At 44.7% G+C, this 18,852-nt stretch carries 18 protein-coding genes; 2 read left to right on the plus strand and 16 right to left on the minus strand.

Annotated elements, in window-relative coordinates:
- The first annotated feature begins 44 nt into the window (after positions 1-44).
- On the plus strand, positions 45-848 hold the full coding sequence (locus tag NSS94_RS20080) for an NAD kinase (RefSeq protein WP_013372943.1): 804 nt from the start codon (positions 45-47) through the stop codon (positions 846-848).
- Between the two features lie 58 nt (positions 849-906).
- Here NSS94_RS20080 and NSS94_RS20085 read toward each other — a convergent pair whose 3' ends face one another.
- Positions 907-1,821, minus strand: coding sequence for a YutD-like domain-containing protein (locus NSS94_RS20085; RefSeq protein WP_341039985.1), 915 nt, complete (start codon positions 1,819-1,821; stop codon positions 907-909).
- Between the two features lie 24 nt (positions 1,822-1,845).
- Positions 1,846-2,748, minus strand: coding sequence for a lipoyl synthase (lipA, locus tag NSS94_RS20090; protein WP_029518195.1), 903 nt, complete (start codon positions 2,746-2,748; stop codon positions 1,846-1,848).
- Between the two features lie 246 nt (positions 2,749-2,994).
- Between lipA and NSS94_RS20095 the strand changes: the two genes are divergently transcribed.
- Complete coding sequence (locus tag NSS94_RS20095) at positions 2,995-4,101, plus strand: M23 family metallopeptidase (protein ID WP_341039987.1); 1,107 nt, start codon at positions 2,995-2,997, stop codon at positions 4,099-4,101.
- A 46-nt stretch (positions 4,102-4,147) separates the two neighbouring features.
- On the opposite strand, the gene yunB is transcribed toward NSS94_RS20095, so the two are convergent.
- The 14 genes from yunB to NSS94_RS20165 form a co-directional block, all read right to left on the minus strand.
- Positions 4,148-4,957: a sporulation protein YunB gene (gene yunB / locus NSS94_RS20100; protein ID WP_051718005.1), complete on the minus strand. Its 810-nt coding sequence runs from the start codon at positions 4,955-4,957 to the stop codon at positions 4,148-4,150.
- Between the two features lie 126 nt (positions 4,958-5,083).
- Complete coding sequence (locus tag NSS94_RS20105) at positions 5,084-6,016, minus strand: aldo/keto reductase (RefSeq protein WP_341039988.1); 933 nt, start codon at positions 6,014-6,016, stop codon at positions 5,084-5,086.
- Between the two features lie 89 nt (positions 6,017-6,105).
- Positions 6,106-6,795: a DNA alkylation repair protein gene (locus tag NSS94_RS20110; RefSeq protein WP_318628419.1), complete on the minus strand. Its 690-nt coding sequence runs from the start codon at positions 6,793-6,795 to the stop codon at positions 6,106-6,108.
- Between the two features lie 19 nt (positions 6,796-6,814).
- Complete coding sequence (locus NSS94_RS20115) at positions 6,815-7,432, minus strand: DNA-3-methyladenine glycosylase family protein (RefSeq protein ID WP_069012598.1); 618 nt, start codon at positions 7,430-7,432, stop codon at positions 6,815-6,817.
- A 63-nt stretch (positions 7,433-7,495) separates the two neighbouring features.
- Positions 7,496-8,308 (minus strand): SPL family radical SAM protein, encoded by an 813-nt coding sequence (locus tag NSS94_RS20120; RefSeq protein WP_341039989.1) that lies wholly within the window; start codon positions 8,306-8,308, stop codon positions 7,496-7,498.
- Positions 8,298-8,840: a methylated-DNA--[protein]-cysteine S-methyltransferase gene (locus NSS94_RS20125; RefSeq protein WP_029518188.1), complete on the minus strand. Its 543-nt coding sequence runs from the start codon at positions 8,838-8,840 to the stop codon at positions 8,298-8,300. The genes NSS94_RS20120 and NSS94_RS20125 overlap by 11 nt, the downstream gene beginning before the upstream one ends.
- A gap of 16 nt (positions 8,841-8,856) precedes the next feature.
- Positions 8,857-9,426, minus strand: a complete 570-nt coding sequence (locus tag NSS94_RS20130; RefSeq protein WP_039272725.1) for a bifunctional transcriptional activator/DNA repair enzyme AdaA — start codon at positions 9,424-9,426, stop codon at positions 8,857-8,859.
- A 184-nt stretch (positions 9,427-9,610) separates the two neighbouring features.
- On the minus strand, positions 9,611-11,101 hold the full coding sequence (locus NSS94_RS20135; RefSeq protein ID WP_029518187.1) for an alanine/glycine:cation symporter family protein: 1,491 nt from the start codon (positions 11,099-11,101) through the stop codon (positions 9,611-9,613).
- 220 nt (positions 11,102-11,321) lie between these two features.
- Positions 11,322-13,211: a beta-glucoside-specific PTS transporter subunit IIABC gene (locus NSS94_RS20140; protein ID WP_029518186.1), complete on the minus strand. Its 1,890-nt coding sequence runs from the start codon at positions 13,209-13,211 to the stop codon at positions 11,322-11,324.
- Between the two features lie 250 nt (positions 13,212-13,461).
- Positions 13,462-14,292: a BglG family transcription antiterminator LicT gene (gene licT / locus NSS94_RS20145; protein WP_029518185.1), complete on the minus strand. Its 831-nt coding sequence runs from the start codon at positions 14,290-14,292 to the stop codon at positions 13,462-13,464.
- 275 nt (positions 14,293-14,567) lie between these two features.
- Positions 14,568-16,007, minus strand: a complete 1,440-nt coding sequence (locus tag NSS94_RS20150) for a 6-phospho-beta-glucosidase (RefSeq protein ID WP_341039991.1) — start codon at positions 16,005-16,007, stop codon at positions 14,568-14,570.
- Between the two features lie 888 nt (positions 16,008-16,895).
- Positions 16,896-16,997 (minus strand): transposase, encoded by a 102-nt coding sequence (locus tag NSS94_RS20155; protein WP_081317620.1) that lies wholly within the window; start codon positions 16,995-16,997, stop codon positions 16,896-16,898.
- Between the two features lie 121 nt (positions 16,998-17,118).
- The gene (locus NSS94_RS20160; RefSeq protein ID WP_318628421.1) at positions 17,119-17,409 is read right to left on the minus strand and encodes a hypothetical protein; all 291 of its coding nucleotides are present in this window, start codon (positions 17,407-17,409) and stop codon (positions 17,119-17,121) included.
- A 600-nt stretch (positions 17,410-18,009) separates the two neighbouring features.
- A complete protein-coding gene (locus NSS94_RS20165; RefSeq protein ID WP_341039992.1) occupies positions 18,010-18,849 on the minus strand; it encodes an enoyl-CoA hydratase/isomerase family protein in 840 nt (279 codons plus the stop codon).
- Positions 18,850-18,852: the final 3 nt, after the last annotated feature.

Consider the following 18,852-nt stretch of genomic DNA (forward strand, 5'->3'; position numbering starts at 1 on the left):
TTGATTATGATCGATATATACCCATGACAAAGGAGCTTTTCATCTTGAGATATTATGTTCTGGATCGCGGGGATCAGCACTCCATGGACTTGAGTCAGCAATTTCACCGTCTTGCCCAAGAAAAGAATTTCAAGCTGGATGCCGAATCGCCGGAAATCGTCGTGTCTATTGGAGGCGATGGTACAATGCTTCATGCGTTTCATACCTTCATCGACCGCATTCCGGATATTGCCTTTGTTGGTGTACATACCGGTCATCTAGGCTTTTACGCCGATTGGCGTGCGGACGAGCTGGAGGAGCTAATCCACCTGATGAGCCAAAGCGGATCTGAGGGACCGCTTAACCCGAGAATCGTTAAGTATCCACTGATTGAGTTGGAAATTCACAAGAAGTCAGGCAATGCTTCTTTTATTGCCTTGAATGAGTTTACGTTAAAAGGGGTGGATGGCACTGTCGTTGCCCAAGTAGATATTAACGATATCACCTTTGAAATGTTTCGCGGTGACGGTATATGTGTTTCTACCCCCTCTGGGACGACCGCCTATAATAAAGCACTTGGCGGAGCTATGGTTCACCCCACCATTGAAGCATTGCAATTGACTGAGATCGCTTCCATTAATAACCGCGTGTATCGGACACTGGGATCGCCATTGCTACTGCCCAAACATCATCATTGTGATATTTTTTCACGGAAAGATCAGCGTCTTTTATTGACAGTAGATCACCTGAACTTTCCTGTGGATGACTTAATCTCTGTTCGATGTCAGGTCGCAAGTCAGAAGATCAGCTTCGCTCGTTACCGTCCTTTCCCATTTTGGGACCGAGTACGCAACGCTTTTCTTAATTAGAACCTGTAAAAGAGCCGACTCTGGCTCTTTTTTTACAAACAAAACGGTTCCTGAAAATTCAGGAACCGTTTTGTTGTGGAGCAGTAAATGTTTTATTCTTTTTACTACCCTCAGTTTTTTCGGCTTTAGCAGCTGGATGGGTCTGACGCTGGCCCTCAGGTTCACGTGAGACACGAACTTGCCGTCCCTCCCGATTTTCCTTTGGTTGACGCTCATAGCGTGGTCCACGTGATTCCTTTTTATCGAAATTCCCTTGCTGATTGCGCTGTCTACGCGGTTCGCGGGCTTGCTGCCCTTCACCCGGATTGCGTCCATCCTTCGCTTCACGTGGTTCTCTTGGCTGGCGCGAATCACGTGCTTCACGTGGCTCACGTTGCCGATTTCCTTCACGTCCTTCTCTGGATGAACGACTTTCACGAGCTTCACGCGGCTGTCGCTCACGTACTTCCTGGGTATCCTTCGGTTCCCGACGTTGCAACTCGCGTGGTTCTCGGAATTCTCGAGGCTGCTCCACTCGCGATTCCTCCGTAGCTGTGGAATCCTGTTGTGGTTGCGGCCACTCCTGTTCTCCAGCTGTATGTTGCAATACTTCTTGCTGCTCTTCGGTTTCTAACGTTCCCGCTTGTTCCCTTTGAGCATCTACCAACTGCTGAATATCTGGAGCAACGATTTCATCATTGACGCCGTTTTTATTAATCACTTCACGGCTTTTTTGCAGCACAAAATAGGCACAGCCAAAATTGCAGTATTCATTAATGTAATCGTCCAGTACCACTATAGATGTATCCTTATTTGCTTTGGGATGGCCGTCTCGATAAAAGCCCTTCAGACGCAGCTGATTGTAACCCCAATCACCAATAATGTAATCATAGCGATCCAGCACTTCACTATACCGATCACGAAACGCTTCGGGATTCCATCCGTTCTTGTGATCCTGCAACAATTCATAGTTTTTACCACCGATTTGAAACAAGCTATTCTGACCGCCTTTCCCGGATCAAGCCTGCGAAAGGGCGCTTTCTTCCTTATGCTGAGCGGCTGACTTCACCTGCTCATGCGCTTGGTAGGAGCTGCGGACCAACGGTCCAGATTCAACGTGGCTGAATCCCCGCTGTAATCCCTCTTCCTTTAACTTCGCAAAATCTTCCGGTGGATAATATTTTTGCACATATAAATGTTTCTCGGACGGCTGCAAATATTGACCAATTGTCAGAATGTCACAATCGACTTTACGCAGATCATCCATGGCTTGTAAGATCTCGTCCCACTCTTCTCCGACACCTAGCATGATGCTTGATTTCGTTGGAATAGCCGGATTTAATTGCTTCGCACGTTGAAGCAGCTCCAGAGAGCGACGGTATTTCGCTTTAGCCCGAACCTTGTCGGACATGCGCTCCACCGTTTCAATATTATGATTCAGAATATCTGGTTTGGCATCCATGACGATTCGCAGCGATTCAATATCGCCCATAAAATCGGGAATCAATACTTCTACACTGCACAAAGGTAACCGGCCGCGAATCGCACGAACCGTTTCTGCAAATATAGTAGCGCCCCCATCTTTTAAATCGTCGCGAGCCACACTGGTTACGACACAGTGCTTCAAATTCATGTTCCCAGCCGCTTCCGCGACGCGATCAGGCTCCTGCAAGTCAAGTTCCGTAGGCAATCCCGTATTTACTGCGCAAAAACGACACGCACGCGTACAAATATCACCCAAAATCATAAATGTAGCTGTCCTATTGGCCCAGCATTCATATATATTAGGGCATCGTGCCTCCTCACATACGGTATGTAATGTCTTGGAACGCATCATGCTCTTGATTTCTTGATAGTTATCGCCTGTCGTAAGTTTAATACGAATCCAGTCGGGCTTAGCTTCCTTCTCTTTTCTAGACAATGGCATAGACCTTCTTTCTGATAAGCTTAAGCTGTCATTGTCATACATTATAACATGAAAGCCATGGAAAAACCTCCATTCATTGTTCCCTTTTTGATATGACATTGATGCCGAAAAAAGTAAACTTTTTATATGGATAAAAGCGGCGGATATGGCTCAATCTAAACAAAAGCGCCCTATTCACGCTATTGAATAGGGTCTAGAATTTACTGGGCGGTTAAGCCCTTCTATAGGAGGTCGGTTCACGTGCCTTACCCTACGCGGACAGCCCGCGCTGTTCGTCTGTTATCGCTGCTGATATGCGCTGCTACACTGACAACGGCCTGTCCGCTTCCTGCCCATGCCTTTGCCAATCACTTACAATCCTCGTCCGCCGGAAGCAGCCTGACAGTTAATGTAGATGCTGAACATGCACAGTCTTCAATGTATATTTCCAGGCTTGCTTTATATCGTTCCATCGAAGCCCTGACAGGAGTCCCTTGGTACAGGCTGGCCGCCATCGACCAGTATGAACGTACACTTACGGTGGCCCATCCCAAAGATCGCAAGCATGCAGAACGGACCATAGGTATTTTCGTTACGGGACCGATCTGGTCCGGCTTGATGAACCCTGATTCGGAGGATCAAAATCCACGTTCCATAGAACTATTTTCCGGGCTGGGACAAGACGGTTCGGGTGATGGAATTGCTGACCGTAATAATGACAAGGATCTGCTGTTCAGCATCGCATCTTATCTCGGAAAGTATGGAAACAACGAGGATGAATTTGGTATTGCTGTTTGGGAATATTACCATAACAGCCGCGCAGTTCAAAGAGTTCAGCAGTTTGCCAAGCTGTATCGGACGTATGACAAGCTGGATCTGGTCAGTCAAGCTTTCCCCCTTCCTTTAGGCAGCATTTATAGCTACCGCAGCACATGGGGAAGCCGTCGCAGCTGGGGGGGCTACCGTATTCATGAAGGAACTGATCTGTTTGCTGGCTATGGAGTTCCAGTTCGCAGTACCTGCTACGGTGTAGTTGAAATGAAGGGCTGGAATCCCTTTGGAGGATGGCGCATCGGAATCCGAGATCTCAACAACCGCTATCACTACTATGCGCACCTTTCCGGCTTTGACAAAACCGTTCACAACGGAGACGTCGTTACACCTGGCCAGACGGTTGGCTGGGTCGGAAGCTCGGGCTATGGAAAACCTGGTACCCAAGGCAAGTTTCCACCGCATCTGCACTACGGTATATATCGGGACAATGGCTGGGCAGATTGGTCCTTTGACCCGTACCCGTTATTAAGACAGTGGGAGCAGTCCGAACGCAAAGCGCTCAAAAAAGGAAAGACAAAAGGGACCTCCTCATAGGGTCCCTTTTATTTTTCCAGAGCAACTCACGTCACTCCATTCTGCTCTATGGCGTTGGGGGCTGACTAGAGGAGTTTGGGTCTTCCTGTACCTCTGGAACACTTACTATGCTGGAATCTATAGCGCCGCTACTCTCTATGGAATGGGGAGGCAACGCCAACTGCGGAGCGGCTGCACCATTTTTACCTACTGGTTTTCCCTGATTGTCATAGTAGTACATCGGAACGTTGCCCACCACCAGCAAATAAGAAACGGGGATTTCCGTCTCCACAATCTGAGGTTGCATCTCAAACGGTATAACCACAGACACTTCCGTCGTAATCCGAATATACACTTCAACCAAGATCATGTTTATGCCCGCATCCTGTTGCCGCGTATTTAAATCCACCTTAATCGCTCCATGCGGCTCCACCTTTAGAGGAATCTTGGGGCCATAAGCTGCCAACAATGGACTGCCCAATGCCTGACCAATCGGAACGCTCTCATCAAAATGGCTCATGCTGTCCATCGTTGCCTTAACTGCTTTGAGCGTGTCTGACGTAATTCTCATATGCTCTGCATAATTCAGAACAAAGCCGGAGGTTCTTCCTTGTGCATCCGTTCTCCATTCGATCAAATTATCAGCTGTCTTCCCCTGCTCTACCTGTGCTGTAATTGCTGAATTAATAGCCTCCGTCGCCATTTGTTTGACCCGCACTTTTGCCAGATGCATCATAGGCGGCTTCAAATGCTGCTCCACATAAGCAGCCACCTGTATGATTCCTACCAGCAGCGCCAGTACCACAATCAAAAATACTCTACGTCTGCCGCGTCGCCTTCTGTTGGGCGCGCTGTGCCATTGCGGTCTTCTCATCATCCGATCCCCCCGCAGCGTTGAACTTACCCTACAAGGATATGCAAGGAAGGGACGAAAAAGAAGCCGCCCGTCCGGCAGCTCCTCTAGATGGAACAAATATATAATTGCAAATATAAGGTGCACTCATTATTTGAAAATATGGTCAATCTTTTCGATATCAGCCTGACTCAATTGGACATTTAGCGTCTTCAGATTCGCCAGCACCTGCTCCGGCCCCTTCGCACCTGGAATGAGGGCATCAATTGAATCGCGTGTCAAATACCATGCGAGCACTACGTGAGCAACCTCTGCATTCAACGCATTGGCAATCTCCCGTACCTGCTCCACTTTGTCCAAATTACGAGCAAATGTATCTCCCTGAAACAGTGGATTATTCGCTCTGATGTCCGTGAAGGTCATGTCTTTCGTATACTTACCACCCAGCAATCCTGAAGCTAGCGGGAAATAAGGCACAAACGAAATGCCATTTTCCTTGGTATAAGGCAGCAGATCCTTCTCAGCTTCCCGTTGAAACAAATTATATTGGGATTGGAGCACATCTACATAACCGTCGCTATTCGCATCCTTAAGTTGTTCAATGGAAAAGTTAGATACGCCAATAGCCTTGATTTTGCCTTCGTCCTTAAGCTTCTTCAGTTCTCCGACTGCTTCTGCCTTCGGCGTAGCTTCATCGGGGAAATGGATATAGAACAGATCGATATAATCGGTCTGCAATCTTTTCAGACTAGATTCGACGGATTCTCGTAAAAAAGCAGGCGAGTTGTCAAAAACAATCTCTCCGTTCACAAATTTGTGTGCACCCTTCGTGGCAATAACAGCTTTATCACGCTGACCACGCTCTTTCAATACCTCACCAATTAATCGTTCCGAGTGCTCAGGTCCATAAATAAAAGCCGTATCCAGAAAGTTGATGCCATTATCCAAAGCTGTGCGAACGACTTCTTTGCCCGTTTCATTGTTCAAATCGGAAAAGAGATTATGTCCTCCCACCTTATTTGCACCCAAACCGATTGGTTTTACATATAAATCTATTTTACCAAGACGCACTTGCTCTGCCAATTCACGTCATCTCCTTTTCGAAAGTTACTTCCATTTTATTATTAAATTCCAAAAAAGGCAAAGTGCGTACCTGGCTGCTGAGCCCCATCCTATTTTCTTTTTCGCTTCATACTACGAATGGTCGTTTTCGTTGCCTGATCCACCCGGTATGATTCTGTAATTTTCTGCAGAGCTTTATTGAAAGTAAAATCATCCAATGTATTATGACTTAAATACGCCATCGTTGCCTCAGGCAGCTTGATATAACAGATCGATATCGCCCATGCTACCGCCATTTGTACATAATAATCCTCACGATGGGTCTGATCTAGCAGAGCAAACACCCGGTTCATATACTGTTCCTCAATATAAAAATTCAGAAGCATAACTACACCAAACCGAATTTCATATTCTTTCTTGGAGAGCAAGTAGGGTTGAATAAACTCCCACACCCGTTCTTTATGATGTTTGGTGATTTTCAATCCGGCACAGAAACTATCACATACGGACCAATTATCAATTTTAGGAACAAACTTGGCGGTATAACTCAAAACTTCCTCTATATCCGTTTTTACAGAACCAATCACCATGCCTTGCAGCATGACTTCTTCGAAGTGATCACTTTCAGCAGTCTCCAGATAGAGACGCCAATCCCCTTTGGCGATATTTTGAGCTAGCTTACGCAGCATTGGCAGACGTACACCCAGCACATTATTAATCGTCGGAAGCAATGCAGCCGTGAATTTCTGAAAATCCGCATCCACATATGACAGTATTTGTTCTCTGATTGTTTTCTCCATCGTTTCCACTCCCTGATTTTTAACGAAATGAAATACTCCACAAATAAATGGAGGCCACCGAACCATAAGGCGAATAGACTCGGCGGTACTCCTCGAATTGCTGCTTGGTCAATGTATCCAGATGGTACAACTTCATCATTCCCCGTCGAATAGCCATATCACCCCAACTGACGACATCTGGACGCTCCATGCAATTCATCAGCATCATTTCAGCCGTCCAAGGTCCTATCCCTTGCAGCGAGGACAATTTCTCGATCACCTGTGCATCGGAAAGCTCATATAATTTCTGTAAATCCAACAGGCCCTGCTCGATCGACTGGGCTATATTAAGGATACATGTGGCCTTTTTCATGGTGATGCCACAGCTTTGAATATCTAAAGCCGTCTGAACAGCTATATTTTGTGGAGTGATCACGCCTAACTTCTCCTGCATCCTTGCCCATATGGTCTGAACCGCCTTGGCCGATATAAGCTGTCCCACAATTGCATGAACGAGCGCCGCAAACAGGTCAGGAATGATCACCCGTTCTACCTTGCCCATTTGCGTCATCGCTGCACCAAGTACGGTGTCTACGTTTTTTAGATAATTGATTTCCTTGTCCCCATAATCAAAGTTTTTGGTCATTACGGTTTGCATTCGTTCTCCCGCTGCCCCCTTATATGGTTCACTCTTGGTTCAATGGCATAGACTTCTGTTCCATCAAGGTTCGAATCCTTCTTTGCTCACGTAGAGCTGTTCTTTCGGGAAAACATGGAGAAAACGTTCAACCGTCTTATAGGCAGCAGGATGATACCATTCTTCCAGCCCCAATGACTCGTACAGCGCACCTATTTTTAAGCTACGCGTTCGTCTCCCCCCACTGCCATCTCCCATAAAATAATCATCAATACAGACACGGTTGACCAGAGGCACGAGCTTGTCTGCAAAATGTTCACTGCTTGGAAGCATCGGAGCAATCGTAGCTTGCGTCGGTACACCTGCCTCCTTTAAGAGATGCAGCGTTTGGAGACGAGCCTGGATGGGAGGAGCTTCCGGGGTAAAATGTTTGCGTATATCTTCTCGATCTGTTTCTACAGTCATACTTACACGAACACGATCCCCCAATCGGAGCAGTAAATCGGTATCCCGCCGTACCAGTGGACTGCGCGTCTGTAAAAAGAGAAAATCTGGTGGCTCATCCACCATCACCTCCAGCAGAGACCGGGTCACCTCTTCCTTGTACTCAGCAGGCTGATAAGGATCTGTGCTTGACGACATGAAAATCGTGACTTTACCTTTGGATTTGGCTCTACGAAGTTCCTTGCGAAGAATATCTGCCGCCTGATTTTTAATATCAACCCATGTCCCCCACGCTTCCTTCCGAAATGTGGAGACTGGCAATTGGCGTACATAGCAATACGAGCAACCAAAGGTACAACCTGTATACGGGTTCAACGAGTGTGTATACCCTGACAAGAAGCCGGTCCCTTTATTCAGAAGTGTCTTTGGGGATTTGTAATACTCATTTTTCATACTGAACCAACGCCACTCTTTCCTTTTCGAGCTGCAAAAGCTTAACCTTCATGTCCAAACCACCACGATATCCGGTCATAGCTCCATTTTTACCAATGACCCGATGACAAGGGACCGTAACCAAAATCGGATTAGCACCGATGGCGGCCCCCACCGCACGAACAGAGGCTGGTTTTTGAATAGCGTTGGCAATATCTGAATAGGATAGTGTTTCCCCATACGGAATATCACACAACGCATTCCAAACCGCCAGCTGGAATGCAGTCCCCTGAAAGTCAAAGGGCAATGTAAATTGGGTGCGCTCCCCTTGGAAATATTCAATCAGCTCCTTGGCATAGGGCTGTAAAGCGGCATCCTCTTCAACTAAAGGGCTACCGGGAAATCGACTTCCTGCCCATGAAAACAATTCCTCTACAGGATGATTGGGCGAGCCCACATAACATAATCCTTCCGATGTAGCTGCAATATATAAATTCCAATCCTCATGTGTCAACAATGACCAATAGATCGTTTTATTTATTTGATGTGCCATGCTGTGTACCTCCATTTTATGTTGCTTTCGATTTGAGTTGGCGATATTGCAATGGGGTGTAGCCTGTATTCTTTTTAAATAACGTAATAAAGTAAGGTGCATTGGACAGACCTACGTTCTCCCCCACTTCCGCAACAGATATATCTGAGCAGATGAGCAGCTCCTTCGCTTGTTCCAACCTGGTCTGCTGTATATATTCCATCGGGGTTAGATGCATGACCCGCTTGAAGGTACGATGTAAATGATACGGACTTCCATGACTTATCTCAGCTAGGATGTGCAATGTTAAGTCCTTCATATAGTTAGAATTCACGTATTCTGTAACCCGTGCGATCCATTCATGATCAGGCAATCGTTGTCCTGTCGGTTTACACCTTTTGCATGGACGGAAATGCTCAGCCAATGCCTGTTCCGCTGTTTTAAATATACGGATGTTCTCTCTTTTGGGAGGTCGGGATTTGCAGGAGGGGCGACAAAATATTCCCGTTGTCTTCACGGCGTACAAAAATATCCCGTCATAAGACTTGTCGTTTTCTACGATAGCTCTCCACTTGTCGTCAGTTATGGATAAATCGGATGTACTCATTCAAATCACCTCTCTGATGCAAATGTGACCTCCCACATATCTATGGCAGGATTATTCAAAATCCCTCTGTCTAAATTATAAACTAAATAGTGAACATATGTACCCTTCTTGGAATGTAAAGGCAAGATAACGAAAAAAAGATGACTCCCCGCGGAGCCACCTTTGATCTTACTTCTCTATCTTATTAGGCTTGAAGCTTGCTTGGTTTAGCGGTGATCGTCAACTCATCTGAAGGAGGCTGATATTCCTTTGACCAGTAATCGGCATTTGAAATCCCTGCCTTCTTCGGATCAAATACCGGGTCTATCCCTTGCCTCCGTTGCCGTTCGTAATCCTTAAGCACCAGAAGCGCAGGCTTGGCCAGGAGGATCATAGCAATCAGATTCACCCACATCATAATACCGACCCCCACATCCCCCAGTGTCCACGCCAACGCAGATTCCTTGACAACCGTTCCATAGAATGTCGAACCCAGAATAACCAGCTTTAACAGGAACATAGGCCATTTGGCTTTACGATCGGCAATCAGGTAGGCCATATTCGTTTCAGCGATATAATAATAGGCGATAATGGTGGTAAAGGCGAAAAAGAACAATGTAATGGACAAAAGACTCGACCCAAAACCCGGAAATACCGATTCGATGGCAGATTGTGTATATTGAGTTCCTTCTTCAACACCCGGAAGATGCTGCACAATATAGCCCCCACCTGGTCCCTTCACATTGTACATCCCTGTAAACAAGACCATGAAAGCCGTAGACGTACAGACTAAAAAGGTATCTACATATACAGAAAATGCTTGAACCAGTCCTTGCTTTGCCGGATGAGACACTTCTGCGGCGGCGGCTGGATGGGCACCAGAGCCTTGTCCTGCTTCATTCGAATAAATGCCTCGTTTTACCCCCCAGGCAATGGCTGTCCCTGCTATACCACCGAACACTGAATCGATACCGAAGGCACTGCGAAAAATAAGGGCAAATACATCGGGAAGCGCAGTAATGTTCGTCATCATAATATAGAAAGAGACAAGGATGTAGCCAAGTGCCATAAAGGGTATGACTACCTGTGCCACATTGGCAATTCTTTTTACACCACCAAATATGATAAGCGCCAGCAACACCACAACTACTATCCCGGAAACCTTCATATCCATACCAAACGAACTATGAAAAGCTACCGCAATCGAATTCGATTGAGTTCCCGGCAACAGTAAACACATAGCGACCAACGCTACAACTGCGAAAATAACCGCAAACCATTTTAAGCCTGTCCCTTTTTCAATATAAAAGGCCGGGCCGCCTCGATACTGACCATCACGCTTTACCTTATAGATCTGAGCCAGTGTAGATTCAACAAACGCAGTGGCCGATCCGATAAAAGCCATGACCCACATCCAAAATATTGCCCCGGGTCCTCCCATACCGACTGCCAGTGCAATCCCCGCAATATTCCCCGTTCCTACACGTCCTGATAACGCCATCGTAAAGGCCTGAAATGAGGATACACCTGCCTCAGAACTTTTCCCTTTAAAGACAAGGCGAATCATCTCTTTGAAATGTCTGATTTGCAGAAATCGGGTCATAATTGAAAATAATAGCCCCACGCTCAAACAGACATATACCACAGGATTGCTCCAAATGACGCCATTTACTGCCTCTGCCCACTTCTCTAACATTCCTTGCATTTCCCCCTGATCCATCAATTCATATTCAGTTAATGTTTTCAGAAAATTTTTCATATTTACAAGAAATTATAGAATAGTTTTTACAACCGTACAAGCTAATTTAATTGACATATTGTCAATTACAAATCGACTTATCTGCTACCTGAAAGGACGACAAAAAAGCTCTGATGATCCGGGAATATGGATCATCAGAGCCTTGTCCTTAAGACATTTAGGCAATGCTTTCTTTCTCATTCAGAGCGCTAGACAGTTTCAACAGCGGGGCCTGCTCCGTTACCTCTCCTTGAGCGATTGGAAGGACTTCAGTATATTCGGAAGAATTCGTAATGATAACTGGCGTAATCGTAGGATAACCCTCTGCCCTGATTTGCTCAACATCAAACTCAAGCAGTAGGTCCCCAGCTTTCACCTGATCGCCTTCTTTGATATGGGACGTAAAATGTTTACCGTCCAGCTTGACCGTATCTACTCCGACGTGAATCAGAACTTCTGCGCCATGATGCGAAACAACTGCAAGCGCATGTTTTTTCTTGAACGCCACGGTGATGGTTCCATCGAACGGGGCTACGACTCTGCCCGTTGTCGGTTGGATGGCGATACCTTTACCCATAGCTTCCGAAGCAAATGCTGGATCGGGAACCTCCGACAGAGCGACCACCGTTCCTTCAATCGGGCTTAGTACCTCTTCATTAGAAACTGCAACTGTAGATGTCGATTCTTTAGCCGAATTGTTAGTAGTTTCCTCTTCTTCAACTGGATCTTCAAAACCTAAAATATAAGTCAAAATGGCCGACACCAGGAATGAAACGGTAATCCCTAAAATCAATCCTGGGAAGCCTTGTCCGCCAGGACCGTAAAAGATCGGCAAGGTCAGCAATCCAGGTGCGCCGGAGGCAAATGCTTGCGTTCCCGCTTGACCGATAATGGCACCACCGACAGCACCACCGATAATACCTGCAATAAACGGACGTTTCAACGGCAGCGTAACCCCATAAACTGCTGGCTCCGTGATGCCGAATAAAGCGGTAAGTGTAGCGGAACCCGCTAGTGTTTTCAGCTTTTTATTTTTCGTTTTCAGCATAACACCGAACGAAGCGCCGGTTTGAGCAAAGATGGATGCCGCAGCGGAAGGTTTGATCCCGTCTCTGCCATTAACAGCAATATTATTAATGAATACAGGTACAAGACCCCAGTGAACACCGAAAATAACGAGCAACTGCCAGCAAGCACCAAGAATTGCTCCAGCCAGCAGCGGACTAAAGCTGAACGCAGCAACGAGCGCGGTAGCGATTGCGTTGCCCACATACACCCCGACTGGACCAAAAACCATCAGGGTCAGAGGAAGCATAATTACAAGTAGAATCAAAGGTGTAATAAAGTTTTTGACACTCTCATGGATCACGCGATTGCACCATTTTTCCAGCTTACTCATGACGATAACGGCTAAAATTATCGGAATAACGGTAGATGAATAACTCATCATCACAATAGGAATACCGAAAAAGTCTGTAGGTGTACCTTCTGTTTTCAACGTGACAATGGTCGGGTAAAGCAGCCCTCCGGCGATGGTCAGAGCAACGAAGATATTACCTCCAAATTTCCGTGCCGTTGTAACCGCTAACAAGAGCGGCAGGAAATAAAACAAGCTGTCAGCCGCAGCATACAAAATCATATAAGTAGTGTCTTTCGGAACCAACCAGCCGAGGTTACTCGCAATCAGCAGTAGACCTTTCAAAATACCGGACCCCGCCATAACTCCGAGCAACGGTGCAAAAATACTGGAAATTACGTCGATTACAGCGCCAAACCCTTTCTTGCCTTTAGCTGAATGATCTTCTTTTCCAGTTTCATTTAAAATGTTGGATACTTGGCCGATGGCATTATACACTTCTGGTACTTTGTTGCCGACCACAACCTGGAACTGGCCACCGCTCTGCTTGACCGTAATAATTCCATCAGTTTTCTCCAGCTTTGCCTTGTCTGCTTTCGCCTCATCTTTTAGTACAAAACGCAGGCGCGTGGCGCAGTGTACGAGCGATACTACATTTTTTTCGCCGCCTACCAGGTGCACAATTTCTTTAGCCAGTTGTTCATAACTCATGATGGACACCTCCATGTTCTAAGGGGCTTTTTACCATATTTAGGCACACAAAAAACCTAAGCCTTGAAAAATGGTGGGCACTTGAGTCCCGCAATTTTTCATGACTTAGGTTTTGCCTGCATAACCAGTAACAATCCCAGTTAAAAATTATTAAATTCCTGTTACTCACATAATACATTTAATCTACCATATTTGTCAACAAAAACATTTTAAATATATTTTTGATTCTTTTTTACTAAAAAAGTTCAACTTATCTGTTCACCACTCGTTCAATATGCACAGTCAAATACAGCTTTTCTTCGTTCGTCAATTCGTGATTGTATTCTTTTTTTACAAAGGTTCCGATTTTCTCAGTACAAGCAGCTGCTTCCTTGTGCTTTTCCTTAATCATGTCATACAAATGGTCATAGTTATTTTCATAGTGATTTCCCTTAAATACGCGCTGGGCAAAAAATTTCAGATGCGTAATAAAGCGGAAATAACTCAAAGAATCCTCGTCAAAATCAACCTTAAAATGGTACTTTGCGATATTGATAATTTGCTGGATAAACTTCGTGATACTCATGGTTGTAATGACTTCCTCGTTCATTTCAGCATTTACGATGTGAAGGGCAATATAAGCTGCTTCATCTACAGGCAGTTCAATATCGAGCTTTTGTTTGATTTGTTCCAGCGTTTTCAGACCTATCGCAAATTCTTCTTTGTATAGCTGTTTGATTTCCCACAACAACGCGTTTTTGATTTCCAATCCTTCCCGGTATCTTTCAACAGCGAAATTGATATGATCGGTCAGCGAAACATAAATATTTTCGTTCAGCTTTCTATTCAGATTATGCTTGGCGTCATTTATGACTTCCTCTACAATCATGATCAAATCAAGCGGTACCTCACGTAACAGCATTTTAAAGTTATCGGACGTCTGTTTGTTTTTCAGAGCAAATACCTTCTGAATTCTGGTTTCGTCTACTTTGTCTCCAGGCTTTTTCTTAAAAGCAATCCCCCGCCCCATCACCACGAGTTCGGTACCGTCCGTCTGGTAGACGCTGATTACATTGTTGTTGATGACCTTTGCTATGTTCATCTTGATCCCCCGTTCCATATGCCAGCAAGAGCCACACTTGCTCCATCCTATTTATTGTAAACAGAAAAAAACCGAAGCACGCCAAATAAACAAGACTGTAACATCTTCTTATTTGTGGCTTAGGTTTTGCCTGCTACGCAGTAACAATCCTAAAAATGATGGAATTGCGTCAAGTATAGCCCGAAGAGGAACGATTGTCAACGCTTTCAATGAAGAAACGAAGATCGGAAATCCCCGTGGGCCCGGGATGTCCGATCCTATTACTTGTGGTACGATTATTCGCCCAGATTTTCTCCGTCGGAATGAATTACGTTTTTGTACCAGTGGAAGCTTTTCTTTTTAATCCGTTTCAACGAACCTTCGCCTTCGTTGTCGCGGTCCACATAAATATAACCGTAACGTTTTTTCATCTCTCCTGAGGAAGCGCTGACAATGTCAATAGGTCCCCAACTTGTGTAACCGATAATTTCGACTCCGTCTTGAAGAGCCTCACCCATTTCGGCAATATGCCGCTTGAGATAGTCGATCCGGTAATCGTCGTTAACTTCTCCTTCAGGCGAAACCACATCATTGGCACCAAAACCGTTTTCCACTACGAACAGAGGCTTTTGGTAACGATCATGCAATTGGTTGGCTGTGATGCGGAATCCTTTGGGATCGATCGTCCAGCCCCATTCGGACTTATCCAAATATGGATTGGCTACGGAGCCGAATACATTACCACTGGTCATATTCTTGACGATTTCCGGGTCTGTGCTGGTCGTCCGGCTTGAATAATAGCTGAATCCGATATAGTCAACGGTGTGATCTTTCAGAATGGCTGCGTCGCCTGATTCCATCTCAATGTTTAATCCATGATCCTTAAAGAAGCGCTTCGCATAACCAGGATATTCGCCGCGTGACTGAACATCAATGAAGAAGTAGGACTCGCGGTCTTTTTCCATGCCCTGATATACATCTTCGGGATTACATGTATACGGATAGAAGCTGCCGGCAGCAAGCATACAGCCAATCTTCGCATCTGGGATAATCTCGTGACACGCTTTTACAGCCAGCGCACTTGCAACAAGCTGATGATGTGCAGCCTGGTACTGAATTTGTTTAACGTTTTCACCTTCTTGAAAAACAAGACCGGCGCCGAGAAACGGCAAATGGAGAAGCATGTTAATCTCGTTAAATGTCATCCAGTACTTCACTTTATCCTTATAGCGGGTGAATGCTGTTTTGGCATAGGTTTCAAACAGACCTACCAGCTTCCGGCTCCGCCAGCTTCCATACTTCTCGACCAGATCCACTGGCACGTCAAAATGAGCGAGAGTAACGACTGGCTGAATGCCATGTTTATGCAACTCGTCGAACAAATCATCGTAGAATTGCAAACCTGCTTCATTGGGAGTAGCGTCTTCTCCTGTTGGAAAAATACGAGCCCAGGCAATGGAAACACGCAGCGCCTTAAATCCCATTTCTGCAAATAGCGCGATATCCTCACGATAGTGATGATAGAAATCAATGGCTTGGTGGGAAGGATAGAATTCGCTTTCAAGTGGAGTCAGTGAAGGAACATTCCCTTTCATTATGCTTCTTCTCTTCTCTCCGGTAGGCAGCAGATCCACCAGACTCAATCCTTTACCATCTTCCAAATAAGCGCCCTCAGCCTGATTGGCAGCAAGAGCACCGCCCCATAAAAAGTCTTTAGGAAAAATATAACTGGACATAAACATTCTCCTTCCAAATGTGTAATAAAAGGGGTAGCGAAGGGTGACAGACAATAAAAAAACCCAAACCAGCCTGTGTACACTTACCGTGTAAACAAGCCAATTCAGGTTATGCCCTATCGGTAACATCCCATGAAAAGGTTATACGTATTTGTTTGAAACTCTAACAAAGATTTGGGAACCTGTCAAATTCATTTGATATAATAACACGCAGCCCCTGTGGGTTATATCATACAACAGCATGATTTCAAATGCCTATTGGGTAGTGAATTGAACCATGAAGGAAACCCCAGATAAACGACTTTACGAAAGATACCTGGCTGTTCGTCTTTGTCTGGAAGGGCACGTGTTTTCGAAGATCGCTGATCTACTCAGTCGCTATTTTAAGATATTTTGTTGCAAGAAATTTAGAAAATCCCTTTGCATAGAGCCAAGAGGAAGAATTTTTTTGATTATCTTGAACCTCCAATGCTGTCCTTTAATGTTAAATGACCATATTGCAGAAGACAGATATATGGAATGATATTTTTGTTCTTGTAAATCAGCTACTTCAAATTCAACTTTCTGTACTACTTTAGTGGAAAATAGATTGAGGAAAAGGATAATAATTTTATCATTATTTAGGAGTAATATAGCTCGACTTGTCCAAGCCGAAAGGCTTTGAGGAGTTGAATAGCAGATAAGCATGTTAGGTTCTCTATGCGATTCAGTTAGCTTATTAATAGTTTTTTTGTTAATGAATATCATAATCAAATACCTTTCTATTTGGATGTTCAAATGAAATGACATTTTAAAGAGTATCTTCCAAAATATTCAAAACTCGAATTGTTTCCAGTTGTTAATCCGTTTCATAAACTGGCCGACATGAAGCTTAATCTTATAAAACCTCTAAAAAAACACGTTATTCGCCACATTGGATTTAAGCCACAGCCATAGCCCCTCTACTGGATTTAGGTTGGGACTATAGGGCGGAAGAAAAACCAGGTGCAGGCGTAGATGTTCCTATCTCATTTGACAATATAATTAGTCTCATTTAATGTTATGAACCACATCTGGTGCCTCTTTTATCTGATATAACAAAGGAGGATAACCATTTCGAAATACCAGAACATCAGGCACATGTAACCAAAATTTTTTTCTCTAATTTTTTTGTTTTATATGGGATGGGGACTTCAACGGGTTGAACATAGTAATATAATGTTGAAACATCCACCTCTAGAAAATAATAAAATAAACACTCATTCAATGAGTGGTACTCGACAGTACGCTTCATCTTTCTACTGTGAAAACTTCCGATGATGTGAGGCCTTTGCCAGCTGATTTTATTATCTACTCTCCGTTTTGGTGAGAATTCTTGGTCTTCTTGTAGCCAGTTTTTATTATTCCACATTAAAGATTCCATGTAGAAAACCTCCCTTCCTGGTAATCAATATTACCAACCTCCAAAGCGTAAATCACTCGGCTATAATGCAATGCTAAGTTTGACTTCTGGCCCACAGTCCGTTATCAGATACGGTTGCTCGACAAGAAACACCGTGCTGAAAATGCGGTTTTCCTCTTTAGGAATATATCCCCTTCTCCTTTCGGGTAACAAATTAATTAGCTGATCTAGTTTTTATCTTTTCATAAATAAAATTAAGAATAGAGATTTTCACATGTAACCTCTAAAAAAGCGACACTACATATTTTCTGCAGCGTCGTCTCGTTAGTGTTATTTTTAATTGTTGTTTCAAAGTGTCTTATGGCAGTTATTAACCACATATAGCTTGAATTAAAAACGTCCTCAGAATATCTAAAGTAATTTAACGATACGGATTCAATTCAGACAATAATCTTTCTTATCTTTTAATAATTCATGCCTTTTATTTTCTTATAGAGCACAGTGTAAATGTATCCGGTAGATATATTTTTAGCTTCGCGGTATTGATCAATTTCTGTCATGAAGAACAAGTCCTTGTACTTCTCCGAGTATTCTACGAATCGTGTAGGTCCCGCCATAGCTCTAATGAACTTCTTTGCCCATTAGACGTCCTTGCATTTTTTTCAGCCGCTCCAGAGCTCCTTCTTCATCAATGGCCATGTCGTACATTTGGTGGGCAAGCTGGAACCCTTGATCACTGACCAGGGCTTGTTTCCATGGACGGGATATAATGGAGTGGGACAGATGTCTCGTTGAACGCGGTGCCTGCATGATCATCTCCGCAAGCTCCCATGCGCGAGGAAGAAGCTTTTCCCGGGGCAGGACTTCACTAACGATGCCCAGGTCCAAGGCGGTTTGACCATTGATATTCTTGCCGGTGTATGCGTAATATGCTGCTTTCTTGAAACCGATCATGTTCTGCAGTGTGAGCAGCATTCCATCTCCGGGAGGTGTGCCTCCCAGATAATGAGGATCAAAAAAGTCCGCGTCTTCAGTACAAATGGTAATATCGCAGAGAGTTGCGAGTTCACAGTGCGTTCCCGGCCCGTTGATCGCCCCGATGGTGGGGATGTCAATGCAGAATATCAAATTTTCAAGCAGTCTCAGCGATTCATGATACTGTTCGAGCTTCTTTTGCTTCGGCCAGTCCATAAATTTTGTATTCCAGACCTCAGGGTCCCCTATTACCCATTTATCCCCTGTTCCTGAAATAATCATTACCTCGTTCTCAGGGTCGCGGCCAATATCTGACCATGCATGGGACCATGCCGTATGGGCTTCCCAAGAATGCTTGTACGGCCCTCCGTCGGTATGCAACCGTACTTCGATGATTCCGGCACGGCGGGTCATTAATAGAAATTCCTTGTATTTCTCCGAGTACTCTTCAAATTTGGTTGGTCCAATCATACGTCTCTCTGTCATTTC

Source organism: Paenibacillus sp. FSL L8-0644 (assembly GCF_038008165.1).
GTDB lineage: Bacteria > Bacillota > Bacilli > Paenibacillales > Paenibacillaceae > Paenibacillus > Paenibacillus polymyxa_D.